The 24,409-nt window shown below is 33.7% G+C and carries 18 protein-coding genes and 3 tRNA genes; 11 read left to right on the top strand and 10 right to left on the bottom strand.

Features of this window, described 5'->3' with window-relative positions; genetic code table 11:
- The first annotated feature begins 141 nt into the window (after positions 1–141).
- The 6 genes from sucC to ERX46_RS15395 all read left to right on the top strand — a co-directional run bounded on the left by sucC (position 142) and on the right by ERX46_RS15395 (position 3,737).
- Complete coding sequence (gene sucC, locus ERX46_RS15420; protein WP_130094761.1) at positions 142–1,353, top strand: ADP-forming succinate--CoA ligase subunit beta; 1,212 nt, start codon at positions 142–144, stop codon at positions 1,351–1,353.
- Between the two features lie 92 nt (positions 1,354–1,445).
- Complete coding sequence (gene map / locus ERX46_RS15415) at positions 1,446–2,231, top strand: type I methionyl aminopeptidase (protein ID WP_130094760.1); 786 nt, start codon at positions 1,446–1,448, stop codon at positions 2,229–2,231.
- 196 nt (positions 2,232–2,427) lie between these two features.
- Positions 2,428–3,021 (top strand): hypothetical protein, encoded by a 594-nt coding sequence (locus ERX46_RS15410; RefSeq protein ID WP_130094759.1) that lies wholly within the window; start codon positions 2,428–2,430, stop codon positions 3,019–3,021.
- A 138-nt stretch (positions 3,022–3,159) separates the two neighbouring features.
- Positions 3,160–3,246, top strand: a tRNA-Ser gene (locus tag ERX46_RS15405).
- A 263-nt stretch (positions 3,247–3,509) separates the two neighbouring features.
- A tRNA-Pro gene (locus ERX46_RS15400) sits at positions 3,510–3,584 on the top strand.
- 76 nt (positions 3,585–3,660) lie between these two features.
- Positions 3,661–3,737, top strand: a tRNA-Arg gene (locus ERX46_RS15395).
- Between the two features lie 550 nt (positions 3,738–4,287).
- On the opposite strand, the gene ERX46_RS15390 is transcribed toward ERX46_RS15395, so the two are convergent.
- The 5 genes from ERX46_RS15390 to ERX46_RS15370 all read right to left on the bottom strand — a co-directional run bounded on the left by ERX46_RS15390 (position 4,288) and on the right by ERX46_RS15370 (position 10,351).
- Positions 4,288–4,953, bottom strand: a complete 666-nt coding sequence (locus ERX46_RS15390; protein WP_130094758.1) for a peroxiredoxin — start codon at positions 4,951–4,953, stop codon at positions 4,288–4,290.
- 209 nt (positions 4,954–5,162) lie between these two features.
- On the bottom strand, positions 5,163–6,470 hold the full coding sequence (locus tag ERX46_RS15385; RefSeq protein ID WP_130094757.1) for an NAD(P)/FAD-dependent oxidoreductase: 1,308 nt from the start codon (positions 6,468–6,470) through the stop codon (positions 5,163–5,165).
- A 92-nt stretch (positions 6,471–6,562) separates the two neighbouring features.
- Complete coding sequence (locus ERX46_RS15380) at positions 6,563–7,009, bottom strand: hypothetical protein (RefSeq protein ID WP_130094756.1); 447 nt, start codon at positions 7,007–7,009, stop codon at positions 6,563–6,565.
- Between the two features lie 116 nt (positions 7,010–7,125).
- Entirely contained in the window at positions 7,126–9,096 is a 1,971-nt protein-coding gene (locus tag ERX46_RS15375) for a M1 family aminopeptidase (protein ID WP_130094755.1), read from the bottom strand.
- A gap of 94 nt (positions 9,097–9,190) precedes the next feature.
- Positions 9,191–10,351: a DUF748 domain-containing protein gene (locus ERX46_RS15370; protein WP_130094754.1), complete on the bottom strand. Its 1,161-nt coding sequence runs from the start codon at positions 10,349–10,351 to the stop codon at positions 9,191–9,193.
- Between the two features lie 423 nt (positions 10,352–10,774).
- Between ERX46_RS15370 and ERX46_RS15365 the strand changes: the two genes are divergently transcribed.
- Positions 10,775–11,620 carry a DUF2911 domain-containing protein gene (locus ERX46_RS15365; protein ID WP_130094753.1) on the top strand — a complete coding sequence of 282 codons (846 nt, stop codon included), beginning with the start codon at positions 10,775–10,777 and terminating at the stop codon, positions 11,618–11,620.
- 399 nt (positions 11,621–12,019) lie between these two features.
- On the opposite strand, the gene ERX46_RS15360 is transcribed toward ERX46_RS15365, so the two are convergent.
- The 4 genes from ERX46_RS15360 to ERX46_RS15345 form a co-directional block, all read right to left on the bottom strand.
- On the bottom strand, positions 12,020–13,480 hold the full coding sequence (locus tag ERX46_RS15360) for an MltF family protein (protein WP_130094752.1): 1,461 nt from the start codon (positions 13,478–13,480) through the stop codon (positions 12,020–12,022).
- Between the two features lie 192 nt (positions 13,481–13,672).
- Positions 13,673–14,272 carry an acyl carrier protein phosphodiesterase gene (locus tag ERX46_RS15355; protein WP_130094751.1) on the bottom strand — a complete coding sequence of 200 codons (600 nt, stop codon included), beginning with the start codon at positions 14,270–14,272 and terminating at the stop codon, positions 13,673–13,675.
- A gap of 3 nt (positions 14,273–14,275) precedes the next feature.
- Complete coding sequence (locus tag ERX46_RS15350) at positions 14,276–15,277, bottom strand: PorP/SprF family type IX secretion system membrane protein (protein ID WP_130094750.1); 1,002 nt, start codon at positions 15,275–15,277, stop codon at positions 14,276–14,278.
- Positions 15,278–15,284: 7 nt separating this feature from the next.
- Positions 15,285–16,970 carry a PKD domain-containing protein gene (locus ERX46_RS15345; RefSeq protein ID WP_130094749.1) on the bottom strand — a complete coding sequence of 562 codons (1,686 nt, stop codon included), beginning with the start codon at positions 16,968–16,970 and terminating at the stop codon, positions 15,285–15,287.
- A gap of 203 nt (positions 16,971–17,173) precedes the next feature.
- Here ERX46_RS15345 and miaE point away from each other — a divergent pair, with 203 nt between their 5' ends.
- The 3 genes from miaE to ERX46_RS15330 all read left to right on the top strand — a co-directional run bounded on the left by miaE (position 17,174) and on the right by ERX46_RS15330 (position 21,381).
- Positions 17,174–17,755, top strand: coding sequence for a tRNA-(ms[2]io[6]A)-hydroxylase (gene miaE / locus ERX46_RS15340; protein WP_130094748.1), 582 nt, complete (start codon positions 17,174–17,176; stop codon positions 17,753–17,755).
- 78 nt (positions 17,756–17,833) lie between these two features.
- Positions 17,834–20,797, top strand: a complete 2,964-nt coding sequence (locus ERX46_RS15335; protein ID WP_130094747.1) for a hypothetical protein — start codon at positions 17,834–17,836, stop codon at positions 20,795–20,797.
- A gap of 44 nt (positions 20,798–20,841) precedes the next feature.
- Positions 20,842–21,381, top strand: a complete 540-nt coding sequence (locus ERX46_RS15330; protein ID WP_130094746.1) for a hypothetical protein — start codon at positions 20,842–20,844, stop codon at positions 21,379–21,381.
- A 287-nt stretch (positions 21,382–21,668) separates the two neighbouring features.
- Here ERX46_RS15330 and ERX46_RS15325 read toward each other — a convergent pair whose 3' ends face one another.
- Positions 21,669–22,571, bottom strand: a complete 903-nt coding sequence (locus tag ERX46_RS15325) for a C40 family peptidase (RefSeq protein ID WP_130094745.1) — start codon at positions 22,569–22,571, stop codon at positions 21,669–21,671.
- Between the two features lie 196 nt (positions 22,572–22,767).
- On the opposite strand from ERX46_RS15325, the gene ERX46_RS15320 reads away from it, so the two are divergent.
- A complete protein-coding gene (locus ERX46_RS15320) occupies positions 22,768–24,354 on the top strand; it encodes a S41 family peptidase (RefSeq protein WP_207214186.1) in 1,587 nt (528 codons plus the stop codon).
- Positions 24,355–24,409 lie beyond the last annotated feature (55 nt).

Raw genomic sequence — 24,409 nt, 5'->3', positions numbered from 1 at the left:
GCTTTTTTTGTTTAATGGTACTTTTTTGTTCTTTATGATCAAATAAGATTAATTATCATGTTTTTGTTAATTTTAAGTCTTTTAATCTTGAAATTTGCTGGAAATAAGATTAATTTAGTGCCGAAATAAATAAGTCAAATAATGAATTTACACGAATATCAAGGGAAATCAATTTTAAAAAGTTTTGGAGTAGCTATTCAGGAGAGTGTTGTCGTTGATAACGTTGCTGATTCTGTAGCCAAAGCAAAAGAATTAACGGAAAAAACAGGTACTGAATGGTATGTTGTTAAAGCGCAAATTCACGCTGGAGGTCGTGGTAAAGGAACTGTTAAGGAAACAGGTTCTCACGGAGTAGTTTTAGCCAAAGGAATTGACAAAGTAGAGGAGGTGGTAAAAGGGATCCTTGGAGGACACCTTGAAACAGCTCAAACTAACGGAGTAGCTAAATTAGTAAGTAAAGTAATGATTGCTGAGGATGTTTATTATCCAGGTGAGAGTGAAACTTCTGAAATCTACATGTCTGTATTGATGGACCGTGATAAAGGTAGAAATGTGATCATTTACTCTACTGAAGGAGGAATGGACATTGAAACAGTTGCTGAGGAAACTCCGCACCTTATCTTTAAGGAAGAAATTGATCCACGTGTTGGACTTCAAGGTTTCCAAGCTAGAAAAATTGCATTCAACTTAGGTTTAAGCGGAAAAGCATTTAAGGAAATGACTAAGTTTGTTCCTGCTTTATATAACGCTTACATCGGATGTGACGCATCAATGTTTGAAATTAACCCAGTGTTAAAAACATCAGATGATAAAATTATCGCTGTAGATGCTAAAGTATCTTTAGATGCATCAGCTTTATTCCGTCACAAAGATTATGCTGAAATGCGTGACAAAACAGAAGAAGATCCTGCTGAAGTGGAAGCTGATGAAGCTGGATTGAACTTTGTGAAATTAGATGGAAATGTTGGTTGTATGGTAAATGGTGCTGGTTTAGCAATGGCGACTATGGACATTATCAAGCAATCAGGTGGTAATCCAGCTAACTTCTTAGACGTTGGAGGTACTGCAGATGCTGCTCGTGTTGAGAAAGCATTTGAAATTATCTTAAAAGATAAAAGCGTGAAAGCAATTTTGATCAATATCTTTGGTGGTATTGTTCGTTGTGATCGTGTTGCACAAGGTATTGTTGATGCATACAAAAACATGGGTGGAATTCCAGTTCCTCTTATCGTTCGTTTGCAAGGAACAAATGCTGTTGAAGCAAAGAAATTAATTGATGATTCAGGTTTAGACGTTCACTCGGCTGTTCTTTTACAAGAAGCTGCTGACTTAGTGAGGAAGGTTCTGGCTTAAACCCTCGAATGTAACATATTAAATTAAGGGAGCATTCAGGTGTTCCCTTTTTACTTTTATAATACTTTTTTAGAAATCTTATTATTAACAGAATGATAATTTATAAATCAAGAGAAGAAATTGAGTTGCTTAGAGCAGCAGCGCAAGTAGTAAGTAGAACTCTAGGTAAGGTTGCTGAGGCAATTGAAGTTGGAGTTACAACTTTAGAACTAGATGCTATTGCCGAAAGTTATATCCGTTCTCAAGGAGCAGAACCTGGGTTTTTAGGTTTGTATGATTTCCCAAATACATTATGTATTTCTGTAAATGAACAAGTTGTTCACGGATATCCAACGAATGAACCATTAAAAGACGGAGATATTGTTTCTGTAGATTGTGGAGCTATTTTAGATGGTTATTACGGTGACCATGCCTATACCTTTGCAGTTGGAAATGTTTCTGAGGAGAAATTAAAACTGCTAAAAGTAACCAAAGAATGTTTGGATATAGGAATAGCACAAACCAGAGTAGGAAATAGGCTAGGAGATATCGGTTACCATATCCAAAAGCATGCTGAAGACAATGGTTACGGTGTGGTAAGAGAACTGGTTGGTCATGGAATTGGTCAAACAATGCACGAAGAGCCACAAGTACCAAATTACGGTCGTAGAGGTCGTGGCAAGAAGATTAAAGAAGGTTTAACAATTGCTATTGAACCAATGGTTAATTTAGGAACAGAGCAAATTAAATACCTAGAAGACAATTGGACAATTGCTACTGCAGATGGAAGAGCAAGTGCTCACTTTGAGCATGATGTTGCCGTTGTAGATGGTGAACCAGACGTTTTGTCTACTTTTAAATATGTTGAAGAAGCGCTAGCTAAAAAGAAGAAGAAGTAGTTAATTAGATATTAGACATTGGATGTTAGACCAAAGACCAAAGAGTTTTTGTCTTTTTTTCTAACATCTAATATCTGACATCACCTAAGGTCTAGTTATTAATATAGATGCTTAGAAGTTAAGCAAGATGTACCAATCTCGATGGCTTATTTGAAATATAGTTTAAACTATTTCTTAAACCAAAAAACAATATAATATGGAGGCTTTACGTAAAACGGTAATTATTGGCTGTTTGATTTACGGATTATACGGTTTGGTGAGTTTATTCGATTTGGGGACATTTATTCCTCCAATTCCAATCAAGCCATTTGTTTTTGCGGCTTTTTTAATAGCCTATGTTTCTGTTTCACGACAGGATTATTCTCCTTTACTTAGAATTGGATTGTTAATCTGGATGATGACTTTAATATTTGTTGGACAATACTTCGTTGAAATCTTCTTTGATTACGACATGGTAGATTTTTATGTCAACAATGTTGAGCCATTTGTATTAATGGGATCTGTTGCAGCATTTATAGCGATGACTTATAAGTTAGTTGGAGAATTGGGTTATCGTTCCATAAAATACTATTTACCTATTGTTATTTCAGCTGCTTTGATTCCACTAACAATTATCTTTAAGGATCAAATTGTGTTCGATTGGGGAATGGTAATCGTTGCTTTCTTCTTTTTTGTTTTCGAAAGAACGAATAAAGCGGTTGTTACTGATGATAAGTACGAAAAAATATTTTATGTTTTGAATGGAGTAGCAGTAATAACTATCATTGAACGAATAACTTACCTTTTGTGAAAATATAATTGTAGAAAATCATTGACTTTTTTCATTAAAATGATTTGAATAGTCTAAGTAATTAGTATTTTTGCAGTCCGCAACCGATTAGGTTGCACCAAATGTTCAAGCGGAACATTTGTATTTTGAAAATAAAACGGAGAGATGGCTGAGTGGCTGAAAGCGGCACCCTGCTAAGGTGTTATACGGGCAACTGTATCCAGGGTTCGAATCCCTGTCTCTCCGCATTGGTAAAGTTGACGTTTTTAATAAGCAAATCAAGAATTTTAATTCTAAAACTGTTGATTTAAAGCTTCTTATTTATTTGTTTAAAAATAAATAAATAAAAGCCTTGCTAACTTAAAAACTGTTTGTATCTTTGCCGTCCGCAAGGGATTTGATAACAAGAATCACTTTGAAATAAAGCATTAAAAACTAATAATCGAAAGACAATTAGTGAAGTTCAATAAAACGATATTGAATTAAAAATTTTAATTAATACACCAGTTCGGGGTGTAGCGTAGCCCGGTCATCGCGCCTCGTTTGGGACGAGGAGGTCGCAGGTTCGAATCCTGCCACCCCGACTAAAAAAGGGGATGATTCATTTCATCCCCTTTTTTTAATTAAAAGTGTATTTCCGCACTAGTAAAATTTATACTAGGGCTCGTAGCTCAGCTGGATAGAGCACCTCCCTTCTAAGGAGGCGGTCAAAGGTTCGAATCCTTTCGGGCTCACCAAGAAGAGTAAAAGCTTTCCCTTTCGGGAAGGCTTTTTTGCTTTTATAGAAGTCTGAGCGTTTCAAAGAAACGTTCAAGGTTCTGTAAAAGTAAAAAAGCCTAACATTCGGCAAGAATGTAAAGGCTTCACTCGGAATTAGGTGTCGTTAAGGATCTTTAATCCTTTCTTGATCTTTATCATATTCTTTATGAAACGTTCAAGGTTCTGTAAAATCAAAAAAAGACTAGTGTTCTGCAAGAACACAAAGGCTTTACTCGGAATTTGGAGTTATTAAGGATCTTCAATCCTTTCTTGTTAATCTTTATCATATTCCTTTTGGTAGCGTTGATGGTTCTATAAAATCAAAAAAGCCTTGTGTATTGTAAGAATGTAATGATTCTAATATATTCCTTCGAAAAATAAATCAGCGCTTGGATACTTTCGATTATAGCAATTCCAATTCCTGTTATTTCAAAATACCCCAAAAACAAAAAGAGCCTCCTCTCGAAAGCTCTTCTCTACATTACTACTCACTATTCAAACATCAACTATAACCTTAAACATCTACTCTTAAATACTTTTCTTAGCTAAATACCAAGTAATCTTTTCAAGCGATTCGTCTGCTAATCTTTCATTCAACGCATCCAATGTACTTGGTGCTGGAACAATCACTTTGTCTCCACGTTTCCAATCTAACGGCATTGCTACTTTGTGTTTGTCTGACATTTGTAAAGCATCTAACGAACGCAAAATCTCATCCATGTTTCGACCAACATTTAACGGATAATACATGATTAAACGTATTTTCTTTGCAGGGTCGATAAAGAATACCGCTCTAACTGCTGCAGTTTCGCTTTCGTTTGGCTGTAACATTCCGTAAAGCTTTGCAACATTCATATCGATGTCTGCGATGATTGGATAATCAAAATAGACACCAGTTGTCTCTCTTACGTTTTGTACCCACGCTAAATGAGAATGTAAACTGTCAATACTTAATCCTAAAAGTTCAGTGTTTAAAGCAGTGAACTCAGATTGTCTTTTTGCAAATCCACTCATTTCTGTTGTACAAACAGGAGTAAAGTCAGCAGGGTGGGAGAACATTAATGTCCATTTGTCTTTAGCGAATTCAGACATCTTAATTTTCCCTTTTGTTGTTACCGCTTCAAAATCTGGAGCAACATCACCAATTCTTGGCATTGGATAAACTTTTTCTAAGCACTCTTCTTGATTTTCCATTTGTATGTATTTTTTTAATTAATTGACTGTTTTGTATTACTTGCAAGATACGCATAAACTTTTGGTTTTACTGTAACTTAAGATACTTTTGGGGCGGTTTGATGGGCGATTTACTAATCGCCCTTACCAAAACGCCCATCAAATCGCCCAAACCAAATCACCTTTACCAAACCTCGTTAATAATTAATAATTTACCATTAACAATTATATCAAACGTTCTTCCCTTTCATCATTCTTTGCCAATATAAATACGGCAGCATATACTTCTTAAACATCCATAATCTCCAGTGTTCTTTTGAACTGTCTTTAATCAGCATCCTTTTTAATTTTGGATCTGGTGTGAAGTTTCCTTCGTAATCGAATTCTGCAAGAACCATCTTTCCATAATCAGTTACTAATGGACAAGAAGAATAGCCATTGTACGATTTTGAACCTATTTTTTTGTGCTTAATCAACATACTGAGGTTGTCTGTTAAAACTGGAACTTGTTTACGAACAGCTGCTCCTGTTTTTGCAGTTGGTAATGCTGCAACATCTCCTAAACCAAAGACATTAGGATATTTTTTGTGTTGCAAAGTATGAATATCGACATCTAACCAACCAGCGTCATTTACTAGATTTGATTCACGAATAAATTTCGGTGCAACAGATGGAGGAGCAGTATGCAGCATGTCATAATGAATTCCGTAAAGACCATCTTTCTTCGTTACTTTTACTCTTTTATAATTGTATTGGAAATCTTCATCTAATCTTTTTTCATCGTCGTCTCCAGACATCACAATACAACCGCCGGCTTTTATATCTTTCGTTAATTCATACCAAGCAATTTGATTTTCTCCGTCAACTTTGACTAATTTATGATTGAAACGCAAATTAATATCCTTGCGTTCTACAACTTCCATTAAGGTTTCTGCGATTACTTTAGTTCCAAAAATTACAGTTCCAGCAGTTGCAAATAGTACCTCAGACTTAGCTCTAACCTTATTTTTATTCCAATAGTCTTCTGCTAGATACATTATTTTTTGAGGAGCTCCACCACATTTTATTGGTGTTGCTGGTTGAGTAAATAATGCGGTACCACCTTTGAAATTTTTGACAACATCCCAAGTGTGTTTTGGATCGGTATAATTACTACAAACAACACCTTTGTCCATAGCCTCTCCTAAGCCAGGAACTAAACTGAAATCATAAGCTAAACCAGGTGCTACAACCAAATAGTCATAAGTAATTACCCCAGACTTTTCTGTGTGAACACTGTTGTTGTCTGCATCGAAAGTTGTTGCTTTGTCTTTTATCCATTTTGCGCCTTTTGGAATCATTTCCGACATTGGCTTCGCTGTTTTGTCGAAATTATATGTTCCAGCACCAACTAAAGTCCAAGCGGGTTGATAATAATGTGTATCTGCAGGTTCAATAATTGCAATACTTTTGGATAACTTTTGCCTCAAAAGTTGAGCTGCGGACATGATTCCTGCGGTACCACCTCCAATAATTAAAATTTCATAATGATTTGCCATTGAGCTTTTGTTTATAGTGAATCCATAAACATAATGGCTTTGTATTCGGATAGTTGTAACTTATGTTACTTTGAAATAATTACAACATATTATTATTGAATACCCGTTAGTCTCCTTAAAAGTCCGTTAGCGACTTTTAAATTCTTGGTGCGTACAATTGTAAAGAGTATTGTGAATAATAGAAGAGAACTAATTCCTACATATAAAAGAGATGAATCCCCGATATTAATAAATGTAGAAGCCAAAACAGTAACTAAAGTCAACAATCCTATAAACTGTGTGAATAGCGGAAATTCACAAATGATTTCATTGTTTTTGAATGCTATAACTCCTCTTCTAGAAACACCAAAGACCAAATAAGAATAAGCAAATCTCCCTCCGTAAAGTACTGACCTCTCTGAGAAATTAATTTTATTCTCTCTGTTCTTAGTGAAATACCCTAGACTGTTCAATCTATTTCCAATAACTTCCATGCGTTTAGAAACCGAAATACTAGAATCTAAACGCACGCTGCAATTCGCATAAAAAGGGTTTGTCATAAATGGTTTTCAATTCAATAATATGGAATTCATAATTTGCTAACTATCCTTTCTTAATTATCCATCTCATAATTGATAGTTGTCCAATTCGTAATTCGTAATTGAACATTTCGTAATTATTTCAAAACAATTGTTTTAACCCACTGTCGTCCATCATCACTCGTAATCTTCACAATATAATATCCTGAATTCTGAGTTCTCAGATTCACTTGAGCAGATTTATTGAAGCTTCCATCATAAACGGATTTTCCTTGTGTATTATAAATTTGAATCGATTTTTCGGTATTATCATCCATCGCAATATTGAATTCTCCTGCTGATGGATTTGGATAAATATTGATTACAACTGATTTATTTTCTTGCGAAAGAGAAACATAATTTTCGTCCTTCACAATTGAGCCCACTTTGTTTATAATCCAATTTTTAGGATCAATAGAAGCACTCGTGACATTTCCTCCAATATTTGGAATCACAAAATGATCACTATTGCTGGAGATATTTACTCGAATTGTCGTATCCGATAAACCTGTTCTCGCAAATTTAATTTCAAGCGGATTTGTGAAAGTCGGAGTAGAACTAGAAGTAGTATGGCTTACTTCAAAATATAAATTGTTTCCAGTAGCGTTATATTTTAGGTTGTAAGTAGGGAATCCTTCTCCAAAAAACCATTGATCAAATGCATCATCAAAATTTGTAGCGGACATGCTATTGAGTTGATTTCTTACATCTAAACCCAATGCCACGCTGTCTTTAAAGTTGATTTGAAATTCTTTTAAAGCTTGGTAGAATAAGGAATCATCATTCATCATAAAACGCAATGTGTGAACAAATGCAGCACCTTTATCATAGATTAATCTTCCATCGAAAATAGAACCTTCATTTAAGCTATCAGAAACCCAAATGCTTCCTCCTGGACTATCCATAACATAATCGTGAATGTCAAACATGTTTGAAGGAGCTTCATTTGGATGCAAATATTCCAACATCAAATGACTAGAGTAGGAAGCGAAACCTTCATTGACCCAGATGTCTGACCATGAAGCACAAGTAACATTATTTCCCCACCATTGATGACCTAATTCATGCGCCGTAAGTCCTTTTTCAAAGTAACCTTGAGTTGTCATAGTTTGGTGTTCCATTCCACCGCTAAGTGGCGCCATACAATGTCCGTATTTTTCATCATCAAATGGATATTTCCCATATAATTCCGCAAATAATTCAATGAAATCAACTGTTTCATCAATATCATTTTGAAAATTAGGTAATGTTCCTGGATTATTATAAATGTAATTTTGAATTAAAACAGGGTTTGCAGAACCCATTGGATTAGCATAAACATTGTATTCAATATATTCTGCAACTGCCACTGAGATTAAATAATAAGCAACAGGATGTCTGTGAAACCATTCGTATCGAGAAGTTCCATTTCCAAGATCAACAACGTTTTCTAAAACTCCGTTTGAACCCGCTTTACAGCTATTTGGAACAGTGATTTTCATTGAAACACTGTCTGCTTTGTCTCTTAAATCTTGCTTACAAGGAAACCATTCATAAGCTGAAAAAGGTTCAGACAAAGACCAAGTCACTTGATTTCCCCAAGATGGAGATGAATCATTTGACATTCCTGAACCACCAAAAGGAGTGGAGGAGGAGTTAGGAGGTGTTCCATCATAATCGATTGCAATTTTGAAATCTTGACCTTGTGTTAAATTCACTGGAACTTTAATAATTGATCCGCTTCTGTTATAAGGAGTTGCCACGTTATTTAATCTAATTTCAGAAATATTGAAAGTAGAGTGCAATTCAAAAAGTACTGAATCTAGAATTTCATTAGCAAAACCATGGATTTCTCCTGTTCCAGCAATATCAGTCGATAAATTATCCATTTCTACATCTAAAGCGTAAAAATGAATATCGTATTTTTTCGCTTTAGCAATTTCTTGAAGGTTCAAATTAGGACTTTTCAATTGCATATTTGAATAGGCATCTCTTTTAGAACAATGTGTTCTTGATTCTTGAGCGAATAAAGATGGATTGGCAAATAAAATGATGGAAACGAGGAGTAATGCTGCTTTTATGTTTTTCATAAGTATGTTTAATAAACTGAGATCTTTAGTATTTTATATATTCTTTAATTAAAAAGGGTCTGTTGAATTCAACAGACCCTTAAAATTAAATTATTTATTCTTTATCATCATCATCTCCTGAGAATAATCCTTTGAATTTGTCCCAAAAACTACTTTCATCTTGATCATTTGCAATATCTTTTAAGCTAATTGTGTTGTCTACTTCAGCTTCGTAAGCCTTTATGAATGCATTTCGGAAAATATTCACAATCGTAGCACCAATTTCTATGTTTGGATCAGTTATATTTCCTGAGATTGGAATTTTAGTTCCTGTCCTGTCCTTTTTGAAGTTTTTTGTAATGTTAAATGCTAATCCAACAAATGCTTGCCAAAATCCATTAAGAACAGGTTTGTCCTCTTTGAAGCTCAATACTTTTACATCTGTCAATATTGGTTTTATATATCCTTTCGCTTCACCATTCAACATTGCAAATTCGGAAGCCAATGCAAACTGGCCTTTTTCAAAATCAAAATTAGCATAAGCCATTGTAAAAGCATTTAGTTCCATTAAATCAACCTCTTTAATATCGATATCTAAATCCATATCTGGTAAATCTTTTAAGATATTTAAGTCTCCTTCAATATGAAGGTTTCCTTTATTTAAGACTTTAGAAGTTAATTTTAAATGAGAAGGCAACGCTTTACCTTCATCCGTAGAATTGGTTAAGTTTTCTACCTTTAATTGAAGATCTGTTAATTTTAAATTTACTGGTGGAGCAGAAACCATATTTTCAAATTCAATTTGTCCATTATTGATAACAAAACGGTTGATTTTTAATGGAATGAAGTCTATAATTGGTTCAACCCATGAAGCATCTCCTGATTGTTCTTCCTCCTCGCTATTTCCATCAGCGAAATAAAGTTCCAACTGATCTAATATAACCTCACTTACGATAGAACCATGGAAAATTGCTCTCCATTCTACAGAAATATCAGCATTCTTGCAATATACAAATGGTTTTGTAACTGCATTTTCTGTGATTTTAATTTCAAATTCCTGCAGTACCATAGCACCACGAAATATGGATAAATCTAAATCTCCAAGCGTACATTCATAGCCGTCAACTTCATTAACCGCTGCGACTAATTTATCTTTTAGAAAATATGGGAGCCACATTCTAACACCAATAAGCACTACTATCACTACAAATAGTACTATTCTGCGCCTCCTTTTCTTTTTATTAGAAGGAAAAATGATTTCTTTAAAGCTTTTCATATAATTTTTAATACGTTAATAAGATTTTGAATATGTGGTCATTTAAGAAATTTGAAGTAATTTTTAAAAGACCAGTTCTAAGATAGTTTTTTTATTTAATTCCGATAATAATTCAAATAGCGCAATTTGAGTCAGATTTTCAGAAGTTTTGAAGTTAAATGCCCAAGAGTTAATAAGTAAAGTCAATAATATCAAGGTTTTAATACTGATTAAATTGTATTTCAAATAATGTTTATGAATTTTGAAATTCTAATTAAGAAATCATTTCCGATTAAAGTTTAACACTTTTTATCTCTTAAGGGCCTACAGTTAAGCACTATCATTGAATTTTGAATTGCTCTCAAATGACAAAAAAATGTAATTCCAATTGAAGGTTCGCTTAGATAGAAATGAATCTTTATATTTGATGAAAATTAAGATAATATGAAAAAAACATTGTTTTTATTAGGAGGGCTGGTTATCAGTTTAGCAACTACAGCTCAAGTTAAAACTCCTCAATTAAGCCCAAAAGCTGAAGTTGAGCAAACAGTAGGTTTAACAAAGTTCGAAGTGGAATACTCTCGTCCTTCTTTACGTGACAGAGATTTACACAAAGATATTCTTCCTATTGGTGAAGCTTGGCGATTTGGAGCAAACAAAAACTCAACAATTTCTTTTGATACACAAATTAACTTTGGTGGAAAAGATGTAAAAGCTGGTGAGTACGCTATGTTTGCAGTTCCTGGAGAAAAAGAATGGAAAATTACTTTATACAGCGGAACAGAAAATTGGGGATTACCAGAAAAATGGGAAAACGAAAAAGTTGTTGCTGAAATATTAGTTCCTGTTAAAACGAACAAAAATTCAGTTGAAACTTTCACTATCTCTTTTGATAATTTAGATGTAAACCATTTTGATTTAGTTGTTGAGTGGGGAAATACTATGTTACCGATCAAAGTAAAATTACCAACTGGAAAATTAACTGTTGCTTCTATTAAAGAAACAATGAAAGGTTCTCCATCAGAACGTGATTACTACAATGCTGCAAATTACTATTTACATGCAAATACAGAGTTAAACGAAGCTTTGAAATATGTAAATAAAGCAATTGAAATGAATGGAGAAGCGCCTTTTTACTACATCCGTAATAAAGCGTTAATTCTTAAAGCAATGGGGAAAGACAAAGAAGCAATCGAAGCTGCGAAACTTTCTTTAGAGAAAGCAACTGCTGCAGGAAGTGCTGAGTACATTCGTAAGAATCAAGAATCAATTAAAGAGTGGAGTAAATAATTAGTTTACTTATCTAATATATTAAAGCGAGTATTCTCTATGGAGGTGCTCGCTTTTTTTTTGGAATAAGAAAGGATTAGGTTGGGGTGGGTTGTGATTAAGAAGAATGGCGCAGAGATTTGCGGAGGGGCAGAGATTCGCAGGGAAGAAGAAGGTTTTGTTAAATGCGTCTCCTGGACTTTATTATTCCTCAAAGCCAAGATTGAAATCTAAAAGCTTGAACCTGCGATCTACCATGATTCGAAGCCTTTTTCTGCGCTCTGGTTTTATTCTCTCACTCTGTTTTACCGCTCTCACTCTCTTTCTCACTCTAATTTTCACTCTTCCCTCTCATTCTGTTTTACCGCTATCATTCTCTTTCTCACTCTAATCTCCCCTCTCTCTTCCCTCCAATCTACCTTAACTTTCAACCGGAAAAGCCGTCTTATACTCCGTATATCGAATGAAAATCGAACGCACATAATTATAGGTCTCAGAGCCTCTCATGTATCCATAATAACAAACAGGATCATGATAGAATTTCGGATTTGACAAGTTTAAAATATAAACTTCAACGTTATCATCCCAAACCAATGGATCTTTTCCATATTTTTTGGCCAAACGTTGTGCGTCTAAAACATGGCCAATTCCGGCATTATATGTTCCAAAAGCAAATTTTACACGTTGAATAGAATCTGGAATACTTTTCCATTCTCTAAAATTCTTGATTATTTTTCTAATTCCACCATCAATTTGAACAGCAGGAGGAGAGTCAGGATAGACACCAAATGTAGGACCAACGGTTGGCATAAATTGCATTAATCCGTAGGCACCAGCCCAAGACTGTTCACCCAATTGGAATTTCGATTCTTGATAAATTAATGCTGCAATTAATCTCCAATCCCATCCGTATCTGCCTGAAACATCTTTAATGATTTGATCATAAGGTGATATTTTTGATCCTTTAATAGAGGAATATTCACTTTTAGATTTTGAAACATTTGCTGAGTTATTCAGGTACTTGTATTTAATGTAATTGAAAGTAGATGTTTTCATAAAATCATCTAGCCATGCATCTAGCCTTTTTCTAAGCAGCGGACTTTGTTTTCTTAATCCAAAAGCAATACGTTGTTTAACGCTTAATTCAAGCTCCGTATCAACATTTGGATAGTATCTTTTATTAATTGATGCAACGTTTTCATCTACCACAGTATAGTCAATAAATCCTTTAGAAACCATTTCAATAACATCTTCAGGAATAATATTTCCATCTAATGGCTTCAGTATAATTGTATCTCCTAATTCATCTTGCAGGTTAACCAAGCGTTCGTAATAACTTGAGTTCTTCCATACATGAATAGTTTTTCTTGACAATTGAGCAGGATCACGAATAACCTCTTTTTCCCAAACACTTTTCCTGGTCTTTTCCCATCCTTCCGGTTTTCTTTGAACCAAAACTTGTGACGTTCTCATTATTGGTTTCGAAAAGTCAATTTTATTTCTACGATCTTTGGTTACGGTATAATTACACGCTATAATATCACCTTCTCCATTGTTTAGTTGGTTGATGATATCGTCAAGATCTTGAACAACTTTGATTTCTAATTTTACACCAATTTCTTTAGCAAATTCATTGAGGATTTCATATTCCAATCCCATTTTATGACCTCTATAAATAAAGTAACTGGTGGCGCTATTTTCAGCTAAAACGGTTAGTTTATTAGATTTTAATATTTCACCTAGATCATTTTGTTTTTTCTCTATGGCTTTTCCAACGATATTATTTTCTTTACCCTTTGTGTTCTGACATCCAATTGTACCAAGAACGAGCACAGAAATGCACAATAGAGTAGTGGAGAATATAGTTAGTTTTCTTATCAAAATATTAATTTTGTTTGTTTAAATATAATAAAAAAATCAATAAGAGATACTTGTATTTCTAACTTTAGAAGAATCGTGAGCTTAGATTGTCTGATGTATTTGCTTCCAATCTATTGTTTTGCTCATAATGAAGTGATGCTAATCAATTTAAACAATAGATAAACTGCTGTTTTGAATATCAATAAATAAGGCTCAATCTTTAACGTTGAATCTCAATTTAGCAGCTTTCATATAAACTTCAAATGCAGCTTCAATGCGTTTTTCGTTGTTCTGAAATACGACAACAGCCATATCTAAATTATTTTCGAAAGAAATGCGACGAGATAAACCTTCAGATGCCATTGCTAAACCATCTAAATGGACATACCTTTTGAGTAAATTATGTTTACTGATTGCATTTAATAGATTTATAAAATGCTGTGGATATTCGTATTTAGGATTGTTAAATTTTAGATTTTTTGCATTTTTCGTATAGGCTAAAAAGGGATCAACAAATTCATCTAGACTTTTGGAATGATATGTTGACCAATCCTTGGCCAATAAATGATCAAAGTATAAGTCTATAGCAATGCCTGCTATTTTTGGAAGTTCATTGTATAAATGCAGTCGAAGTTCTGTTACTGTTGGGTGATGATCAACGTAGTCATCAATTTGACGGTGTAATAACACACCTTCCTGAACAATTTTAGGTAGAAAAGAGTAATCTTTACCTTTAATAAAGTCGCCAAATAAATTGGCGACCATTAAATCTGGCTTCTCTTTTGAAAAATATAAATGTCCTAAATAATTCAAAGTTTAGTAAATAAATCTACCTTTTCTATTGAGCATAAGATCATAAATTATTGCTACTTCAAATCCTCCAACACTTCTAGAAGCAGGTAACATTGTATTGATATTAGAATCATAAGATGCTGCTACCGTCATTCCTTTAAATGAATATTGGAAGTTAAGAACTATAGCGTCTTGAACTCTGTGGTAGATACCAAAAGAAAATACTGTTGGTGTATAAAAAGAAGTTCTTTTAGAAGCATCTTGAAGGTAGTAATCGAAATTAGTACCGAAGATTATATTTCTATTAGGTCCTTGGAATACAGCAATCGCTTGTGGAGAAATTCCAAAGTCGCTATTGTAGAATCGGTGATTCATTCCAAATTGTCCAACATATCTAATGAACATATTATCTTGAACATTAAAATCAATTTTTGGTTCTAAAATATGATTCGCAGAAAAACCTAAATAAACTTTGTTTTTATCAGAGTTTTCGAACTTATAGAAAATACCAGCACCTAAATCGAAGTTAGAAGCAGATGTATTTCCAATTCCAACAGGATTCTGTTGTTGGTTAAAATAGTAACCATTCCATTGACTTTCCCATGTTAAGTTACTACCACCTAAAGAACGTTGGTATAATCCTGGTGAAACTCCAATAGAGATTGAGTTTTCATCATCAAAAAAGATATGATAAGAAATAGGAACCGTAAATTGGTTTACCATATATCGTCCATCGCCACTCACATCATTAATAAATGAAGCACCTAATCCAAAATAGTTCTTACGCATTTGAGATCCCAAAATTTTTCCTTCAACCGAAGCTGAAATGGTTTGGAATGGTTTCTCTGTTACGCTAAAATATTGATATCTAAAGTTAGTAAATAACCTCATATCGTTATCATTTGTTCCTACTGCTGCTGCATTATGCTGTAGGTTGTTTTTAAACCACATACTAAAGTTATTGCCTTGCTGAGCTGAGGCAAATAGAATTGTGGTTAATGCAATCGATAATAGTGTAAATTTCATCTAGATATTATTTTACAAGTGTAACATTTCCTGATATCTCACTCGTTGTTCCATCAATGAGTGTATAGCTTAAGGTATAAACAAATACACCTTGGTTTAAAGGTTCTCCGTTCAATTTCCCATCCCAGCCTTCTTCTAAATCAGTAGTCGAGAAGACCAACTGTCCATAACGGTTAAATATTTTGAAATCAATTTCTGCAATTCCAATTCCTAAAACTCTTAATTTGTCGTTTTGACCATCATTGTTAGGAGAGAATGCACTTGGTACATCAACGATTTCTTCAAAGGCAATATGTACAGTTACTGAATCATATCCAACACAACCATTAAAGTCTGTTACATAAGAATAGTAGGTTGTTGTAATTACTGGTGTCGCAATTACAGCTATACATGTATCACAATCAATGTCCTCATTCGGTTCCCACAACACAAAACTTTGCTGATTTGGAATTGCAATAAGTCCTGCAGCTCCACCCATAGCAATTATTGTATCGCCGAAAGTTGTAACAGTAGGAAGGTCTAAAACAGTAATTGGTGTAATGACTTGATCAGTTCCAGCAGAATTTGATACTGTTAAAGATATATCATAAGTTCCTGGTTGATTAAAGCAAACATTGGAAGGGTTCTGTGTAGTTGCAAATCCTGGAGATCCACCATCAAAGTCCCAATTCCATAATGTTGGATTGCCTTCTGATTCATCTGTGAAATCTATACAGTCTCCAGCACAAATGACAAGTGTGTCAGTTGAAAAAGCAGCTGTGGGTACAACAACATCACAGTTTTCAATTATGATTTGATAGGTAACATCGTCTGTTCCGTTATCATCTGTTACCGTTAATTTTACATTGTATGTTCCAGCAGTTGACCAACAAATGTTAGTAGGATTTTGACTTGAAGAAGTTAAAGTATTTGCTCCATTAAAACTCCATGTCCAAGATGATATGTTTGTACCTACAGACATATCAATGAAGTTTACACAATCATCTTCACAAATAGTGAAAGATGTTGATGTGAAGTCTGCTGTTGGTCCACCTGGTGGAGCAACAGTTGTTACTAAAGAAAGATTGTTAACGGCAAAAGAAGGTGCAATTGCAGCTCCATCATTGTCATTTGTCCAATTAAATGCGAATCTTAAATCACTTTGATTTTCAGTTGCAGTAGGAAGTGTAACTGATTGCTGACTCCATTGTCCATCTCCTCCGCAAACAGGACCAGGAGTTTGTGACCATAAAACAGTCCAAGTTGCACCAGCATCAACGCTGTACTCTAAAGCTGCAAAATCAACATTTGCTTGACCAACACCCATCCAATCGAAATCGAGTTGTAATTGGGTTTCACCAACTGTTGAAATTCCAGCAATTAATGCAGCACGTATATTAGTATTTCCTGGATTAGCACCTCCCATATCTCCTGGATAATAACGAGCACCACTTCCTAGTGGGCCACAATCACCACCCATACATGTAACATGTAGCGTTTTGTTGTTATTTGAATTAACAGCACAGTTTGGAGGAAGTACTCCACCTTCATCATCGCTAATTTCCCAAATATTTGAATTTGGATTGTTTAAACCTGACTGAATTGTTAAGTTCCAATTCGCTGTTGTTGCTTCGAAATCATCACTCCAAATTTGAGTTTGACTGAAGCTGAAGAGGTAACTTATTAAAAATGAATAAAGTAGTACGTATCTCATCGCCTAAAAATGCTTTAATTAGTTTAAATAATAAATCCAAATGTAAATAAAAATTCTTTACTATTCAGTACTGGAACGAAATCTTAATTCAAAAGTTGTTTTTATCTTTAAATTCTGATTAAAAAATGCGTTAATAATTCAATTCTTTGCTTATTGAAAATCTAAATCTATTTTTGTATTTAATTTCATAAATTTCAAATAATATGCTCGGATTAAAATTAGCTACAGATCCTCGTTGGGTGAACATAGTAGAAAAAAATATAGAAGAAATATTAACTGATCATGCCTATTGTGAGCAAAAAGCTGCAACAAACGCAATTACTGTTATTGTTAAATTCCCTATGTATCCTGATGTTGTAGAAGCAATGGGAGAATTGGTAAAAGAGGAAATGGAACATTTTCAGATGGTTCATCGTGAGTTAATAAAGCGTGGTTTTACTTTAGGGTATGAACGAAAAGACGCATATATTCATGATTTATTGGCTTTCCAGAAGAAAGGGGGTAGTAAAGAATTGCAATTTGTAGAAAAAATGCTGTTCGGAGCCATGATAGAAGCCAGAAGCTGTGAACGATTTAGATTGTTGTCAGAGCATATTTCAGATCCTGAATTACGCGTGTTTTATAGAGAATTAATGGAAAGTGAAGCAAGACATTATATGATGTTTCTAAATTTCGCTAAAAAGTATGCTACTACCATCGATGTTGATAAACGTTGGAAAGAGTTTCTGGAATACGAAGGTGAGTTGATGAAAAAGTACGGGAAAAAAGAAACGATTCATGGTTAATCATAATTAAACGTATTTCATAGTTCACTACTTTAATTATATTTACAGATTATAAAACTTAAGGCAAAATAATATAATATGAGAAAAATTAATTTCCAACAGCTATTCAAAAATAATTGGATTCACTTTTTAGCCATTGGCTTATTTATTCTAACAACGTTTATTTATTTTCAGCCGCAGTTTACTGGACATAGCTTGAAACAGCATGATATCGAACAGTTCAAGGGAATGTCAAATGAGATTAATCATTTTCGTGATATTAATGGTGAAGAACCTTTGTGGACAAATTCAATGTTTGGTGGAATGCCAACCTATCAAATTTCAACCAAATATAAAGGGAACCTTATAAAAAGTGTTTCTCGGACTTTCCAGTTATGGATTTCCTCACCCGGTGGAATGTTTTTCGCTTACTTACTTGGTTTTTATATTATGCTCTTGTGCATGAAAGTGAATGCTAAAGTTGCCATTTTTGGAGCATTTGCCTTTGCTTTTTCCTCCTATTTCATTATCATTTTACAAGCAGGTCACAATACAAAAGCTGCAGCTATCGGTTTAGCACCACCTGTAATTGGAGCTTTTTATATGGCTTACCGACACAATCTAAAATGGGGAATTGTATTGTCAGCTTTATTTATGAGCATGCAGTTGACAGCTAATCACGTTCAAATTACTTTTTATTTGGGAATGTTACTTGTTTTTATAGGAATAGCTGAATTTATCAGACATATAAAACACAAAAACATTGTTCATTTCCTTAAAGCAACAGGAGGTTTATTATTGGTCTATGTTTTCGCTTTGGGAATTAATTACGGAAATCTTTCCTTGACTAATGACTATGCTAAATACACGATTCGTGGTGGAAACGATATTTCAATTAATGTGGATGGAAGTGCGAATCATGAGAATTCAACTTCGGGATTAGACAAAGATTACATTACACAATGGAGTTATGGCGTTAAAGAATCAATGACTTTAATTTCTCCTTATACATTAGGTGGGTCAAGTACTGCAATTGCCAATAGTCAGTTTGCTGATCAGTTGAGAACACCTGAAATGAGATCTAAAGCAAGTTTAGTTGCCCAAAACAATATTTATTGGGGAGATCAACCATTTACTTCTGGTCCTGTTTATTTAGGAATCATTGTTTTCTTCTTGGCTATTTTAGGAATGGTTTACCTTAAAGGACCAATGAAATGGGCGTTATTTGGAATGACTCTACTGGCCTTGATGCTGTCTTGGGGAAAAAACTTTATGGGATTAACAGACTTTTTCTTAGATAATGTTCCGTTTTATAACAAATTTAGAGCTGTAACTATTATTCTTGCTATTGTTGAATTAACGATTCCATTGTTAGCAGTGCTTTTCTTAAATCGTTTATTTAAAAAGAAAGAAGAAATACTCAATAACATTAAACCATTTTATATTGCCTCTGGAGCTTTGCTAGGAGTGATGGTAGTTTTGACTTTTACTGGCTTAGGAAATGGTTATTTGTCTGCTCAAGAAAATGAATATATCTATTCTTATGGAGACCAAGTAAAAACGCAATTAGCGAATGAAGATCCTGCATTATTAAAAGAAAATGGAATTGATATCAACAACCCAACTCAGGTGCAACAAGTAATTGATCAGCAAATGAAGCGTGTAAATGATCAGTTTGGTGCTTTAACTGAGTTTAGACAAGGTGTTTATCAATCCAGTATGTTGCGTTCAATTTTCTTCTTGGTGATGGGAATTGCTTTAATCGCTATTTTCTTAAAAACAACGGTCAAGAAAGAATACATTTTAATTGGAATGGCCTTGTTTGTTGTTGTTGATCTTGTGATGGTAGATTTGAATTACTTAAACAATAAAAAGTCTGACGGAAGAAATTATGACCATTGGGCTGATAAAGAAAAGAATGATTTCCCTGTTTCCGCAAGTCAAGCAGATAAACAAATACTAGAACAAGAAATTGCAGCTGATCCATTTTTAAAAAAATTAGTGGATAATGTTTCTGTAAGTAATGGTAAATCACGTGGACGTGTTAATCAAGATGAATTGTGGTTGAAAAAGCTACAAACATTAGGAATGGCGACAAACTATCGTGTTTATGAACCTTCAATTGGTTTCAATAGTTCAAGAGCATCTTATTTCCACAAAGCATTGAATGGTTACCACGGAGCTAAATTGAGAAGAATTCAAAATGTTAAAGATTTCCATATCAATTATAATAATATGGATGTTTTGAATATGTTAAACATCAAATATTTCATTCAAGAAGGACAAGCGAGAAGAAATCCAGGTGCTTTAGGAAATGTATGGTTGATTAAAGAAATGAATGTTCAACCCAATGCAAATAAAGAGCTTTTGGCTCTGGGGAATATGTTCATGGTTTCAAATGAAACAAGTAACTCCCTATTCGTGAATGGCGTTGAAAAGAAATCAGATACCATTTCTGGAAGAGAAAAAGTTGTGTTTTTTGATGGCGATTCTTTAAATGTTGATTTAATGACTGCTGTGCGTTCTGGAGTTAGCTCTAGCTTTGTTAAAGACGTAAATGGTCAGACAAATTGGATTCCAACAGCAGAATTAGCTAAAGATTCTTTAAATAGTTTTTCTTCATTGCTAAGTATTCAAATGATTCATGATTTTGACCCTAAGAATGAAGCAATTATTGGAAAAGAAGAGGCAAGTCAACTTTCTTCATTGACTTTCACTGGTCAAGGGAGTATTCAAATGAAATCTTATGCACCAAACGCGATGGTTTACAACGTCAATGTTGCAGATAAACAATTTGGAGTATTCTCAGAAATGTATTTCCCTGATGGATGGAATGCTTATATTAAAGGAGAAAAAGTAGAAATTCATAGAGTAAATTATTTGTTGAGAGGACTTGAATTGCCAGCAGGAGAATATGAAGTAGAAATGCGATTTGAAGTTCCTAAATTTGATTTTGCAAACAATCTGTCATTTGCCGGATCAATATTGCTATTCATAGTTATGGGTGGTTTATTCTTTAAAGATTTCTTGATGAAAAGAAAAGAAGAAGACGCTGCTGAATAATAGAATAAGAGTTTTTAATTTCTAATAAGTAATATTCAAACAGAATGATGAATCGTTCATTTTCAATACTGTCAATTTCAAGCTTTATGGCTTTGGTCATTTATGCTCTATTGATGGTGTTTGAGGTGTTAAATCCAATCATTCATTTGAAATATCTCATTATTTTCTTCTCATTGTTCTTTACTTTCCTTTCACTTGGATTATTTACGCATCGTGAAGAAGTGAGTAAATTACAATATTTCCTGTTTGTAATTTTACTGATCCTTCCAGTATTTACGCCATTAATGAGCTTGATTTCAGCGGAAGCATATACAGGTTATTGGAAGCTATTTGTTGGAGGAATGATCTTTCAAGTCGGAACTGGAATCTATGCTTTACTAGGTGGTTTTATAAAGAAAGGTATTTCACCTGGCTTGAAAGTCTTAGCCGTCATTAATTATGTTTTATTTCTCTTTCTGGCTTTTATCTTTTTCTTCGATATTACTATTCTAATGGAAGGAATTGTTTTTGGAATAGTTGGAGGAGTAGTTAGTTTTTTGAGCTTGATGATTGTGTTATTGAGAAAGCCTAGGATGAGTTTGTAGGTGTAATAGAATAAGTATTCATGTGAGTTTGATATTCTACACAGATTCTATATTCTTCTGTGTAAATGAGACTCTTTTAATTGATTACTTAGGCTATAACTCTATATTCTAGAACTATTTTTTTCGAGGAAAGTATTATTTGCTAAAGTAAATTGAGTTTATTGGTAACTTTAAGTGAAATCAATTTTTAAATTTTAAACCTGAATCTTTCAAATCCTTGAATCCTTGAATTTTTTCAATCTTTCAATCATTAGCTAAGCTGACAACCAAAGTCACTCATCATTATTTTAATCTTCCAAATAAGTCCCAAAACCAGCAATTCTTTGTTTCCAATAAGAAGATTGGTAAATATCAACGATAGAAATTCCAACGCTTGTACTGGCATGAATCATTTGAACGCTGTTGTTATTTGTAGAATAAACTACACCAACATGCGAAATTCCTGACCCATTATCAAAAAATACAAAGTCTCCTGGTTTTACATTCTTACGTTTTACCTTTGTTGCAGCTTTGTATTGATCAACTGCTCTTCGGTTCAGGGTTTGGCCCATTTCTTTTTCTGCTAAATAGCAAGTGAATCCACTACAATCAAATCCTTTTGGCGTATTTCCAGCCCATTTATAAGGAACACCTAATAGATCATTTGAAAGTTTTAAAACATTTTTTCTTTGTTTTGAAATGGAAGTAACTTCTGCAATAATCACTTCCTCAGGAGCAATTAAATCCTCTTTCATGTTGTCTACATCGGGAATATCAGAAAGTATTGCATCAACAAAACCCTCTATTAAATCAAAAGTTGTTTGATCTCCATCTCTCTTCAATTCGTACATCCATTGTTTTAAATCACTTTTAAGTACACTTAATTCATACGTATGAGCTCTGAGAATTTCTCTCCCTTCGTAAGTTTGCTTTAACTCTTTAAAAGTTTCATAAGATTCTTGAACAGCATATTGATGGCGTTTGTACCAACGTTTGTTTTGGGCTAACTGAAGTTTTGAAAGTGCTAAGTAGTAACGCGGAACAAAAGAAAAGTCATATTCTGGATTGTCAAGTAATCGGTTTGCTTTTCTATAAACGGTTTTATATTGCTTTTGATCGTACCTCATTTCTAATTGATCAAATTCCAGCACTTGTGCAGATAGTGTGAAACTAAATAACAATGGGAAAAGAAGTATAATGATTTTACGCATGATTCAATTTATTCGTTCTTACAAAACTAAGTTAAAAGTCTCTTCAATAGAATAGGGACTGATTTATTAGATTAACATTTACATGTTTAAAAGCAAATTATAAAACAAATGTCTATATTCCGTGTTTAAAAGTCACCAAACTGTTATTTTTGGTGTCATATTTGATTTAAGTTCAAAGAATAAATATAATTAAACCATGAATAGAATTATAATTGCACTAACCACATTGTTATTTTCAAGTACTTTATTTTCTCAAGAAGACGATGCAAATATGCTCAGGTTATATGAGGTTTATACCTATATAGATCGCATGTATGTGGATGATGTTCCAAATAAAGATATTTCAGAGGCCGCTGTAATTGCCATGTTGGAAAAGTTAGATCCGCACTCAACATATATTCCAGCTGATGAAGTAGAGGAAGCAAATGAGCGAATCAATGGAAGCTTTGTAGGTGTTGGAATTCGTTTCAATATTCTAAAAGATACTTTATTGGTTGTAAATCCAATTCCTGGCGGACCATCAGAAAAGTTAGGCGTTAGAGCAGGAGATCAAATTATAAAAGTAGACGGAGCATTAATTGCCGGTACTGGATTGAAAAACGCTCAAGTACGTGAACTTTTATTGGGTGAAAAAGGGAGTAAAGTAATCATTACTATAAAAAGAGGTCAGGAAGAGTTAAAGGTCTACACTATTACTAGAGATAAAATTCCAGTAAATTCTGTAGTGAGCGCCTATATGGTAGATGAAGAAGTTGGATACATTAAATTGACAAATTTTTCAAGAACAACAGAAGATGAAGTTGATGCAGCAATTAAAAAATTAAAGAAATCAGGAATGAAAGATTTGATTTTTGATTTGCAAGGAAACGGTGGTGGATTACTTTATGCTGCAAAGTATGTGGCTGATGAATTCCTTTCTGAGGATAAATTAATTGTTTATTCTGAAGGGAGAAGACAACCAAGAAGTGTTTTGAAAGCAGATAAAAAAGGTGATTTTGAGAAAGGAAGACTCGTTGTTTTAATAGACGAAAGCTCAGCATCTGCCAGTGAGATTCTTTCTGGAGCCGTTCAGGATTGGGATAGAGGATTAATTGTAGGAAGACGTTCTTTTGGTAAAGGATTGGTTCAACGTCCAGTTGAATTATCTGATGGAGGTCAATTGAGATTAACAATTGCTAGATATTACACACCAAGTGGAAGATTTATTCAAAAACCTTATGAAGATATTTCAGCCTATAGAAATGACTATATGGAAAGATATTTACATGGTGAAATGATGCACAGAGACAGCATTAATCTTCCAGATTCATTGATCCACAAAACGCTAGTGAAAGAACGTAATGTTTATGGTGGTGGAGGAATTATGCCAGATGTATTTGTTCCATTAGATACGCTAGAATATTCAGACTTCTATAAGAAATTGAGTCGTTCTGGAGTAATTAATACATTCTCATTAGAATATTCAAATGATCATAGAAAAGAAATCAAAAGTAAATACAAAACGATTGAGAAGTTTAAAGATGAATTTGAGATTGATCAAGTATTTTTAGATGAGTTCTTTGATTATTCGATAAAAGAAGACACTAATTTAGTTTATGTAGAAGAAGATTTTAAGGTAAGTGGAGATTTACTTAAAATCCGTTTGAAGTCAATGGTCGCACAGAATATTTGGGACTTTGAGGCGTTCTACCAAATTTTTAATGTAAAAAACGAAATCTTCATGGAAGGATACAAAACATTGAAGAATGGAACATATGATAAAATGAATTTGAACGAAAAGTAATAAGCCGATTACATTTTTTATATTTGTAATCTATTAAAAACACAAGAATTAATTT

It is taken from the genome of Brumimicrobium glaciale (assembly GCF_004152935.1).
Lineage (GTDB): Bacteria > Bacteroidota > Bacteroidia > Flavobacteriales_D > Crocinitomicaceae > Brumimicrobium > Brumimicrobium glaciale.
Note: the sequence above shows the minus strand (reverse complement) of the source record. Positions and strands in the feature narration are given on the sequence as shown.

What these genes read in the sequence shown, in the direction of transcription:
- sucC (WP_130094761.1), top strand. Translation starts at nt 142, where the DNA reads ATGAATTTACACGAATATCAAGGGAAATCAATTTTAAAAAGTTTTGGA.
- map (WP_130094760.1), top strand. Translation starts at nt 1,446, where the DNA reads ATGATAATTTATAAATCAAGAGAAGAAATTGAGTTGCTTAGAGCAGCA.
- ERX46_RS15410 (WP_130094759.1), top strand. Translation starts at nt 2,428, where the DNA reads ATGGAGGCTTTACGTAAAACGGTAATTATTGGCTGTTTGATTTACGGA.
- ERX46_RS15390 (WP_130094758.1), bottom strand. Translation starts at nt 4,953, where the DNA reads ATGGAAAATCAAGAAGAGTGCTTAGAAAAAGTTTATCCAATGCCAAGA.
- ERX46_RS15385 (WP_130094757.1), bottom strand. Translation starts at nt 6,470, where the DNA reads ATGGCAAATCATTATGAAATTTTAATTATTGGAGGTGGTACCGCAGGA.
- ERX46_RS15380 (WP_130094756.1), bottom strand. Translation starts at nt 7,009, where the DNA reads ATGACAAACCCTTTTTATGCGAATTGCAGCGTGCGTTTAGATTCTAGT.
- ERX46_RS15375 (WP_130094755.1), bottom strand. Translation starts at nt 9,096, where the DNA reads ATGAAAAACATAAAAGCAGCATTACTCCTCGTTTCCATCATTTTATTT.
- ERX46_RS15370 (WP_130094754.1), bottom strand. Translation starts at nt 10,351, where the DNA reads ATGAAAAGCTTTAAAGAAATCATTTTTCCTTCTAATAAAAAGAAAAGG.
- ERX46_RS15365 (WP_130094753.1), top strand. Translation starts at nt 10,775, where the DNA reads ATGAAAAAAACATTGTTTTTATTAGGAGGGCTGGTTATCAGTTTAGCA.
- ERX46_RS15350 (WP_130094750.1), bottom strand. Translation starts at nt 15,277, where the DNA reads ATGAAATTTACACTATTATCGATTGCATTAACCACAATTCTATTTGCC.
- ERX46_RS15345 (WP_130094749.1), bottom strand. Translation starts at nt 16,970, where the DNA reads ATGAGATACGTACTACTTTATTCATTTTTAATAAGTTACCTCTTCAGC.
- miaE (WP_130094748.1), top strand. Translation starts at nt 17,174, where the DNA reads ATGCTCGGATTAAAATTAGCTACAGATCCTCGTTGGGTGAACATAGTA.
- ERX46_RS15335 (WP_130094747.1), top strand. Translation starts at nt 17,834, where the DNA reads ATGAGAAAAATTAATTTCCAACAGCTATTCAAAAATAATTGGATTCAC.
- ERX46_RS15330 (WP_130094746.1), top strand. Translation starts at nt 20,842, where the DNA reads ATGATGAATCGTTCATTTTCAATACTGTCAATTTCAAGCTTTATGGCT.
- ERX46_RS15325 (WP_130094745.1), bottom strand. Translation starts at nt 22,571, where the DNA reads ATGCGTAAAATCATTATACTTCTTTTCCCATTGTTATTTAGTTTCACA.
- ERX46_RS15320 (WP_207214186.1), top strand. Translation starts at nt 22,768, where the DNA reads ATGAATAGAATTATAATTGCACTAACCACATTGTTATTTTCAAGTACT.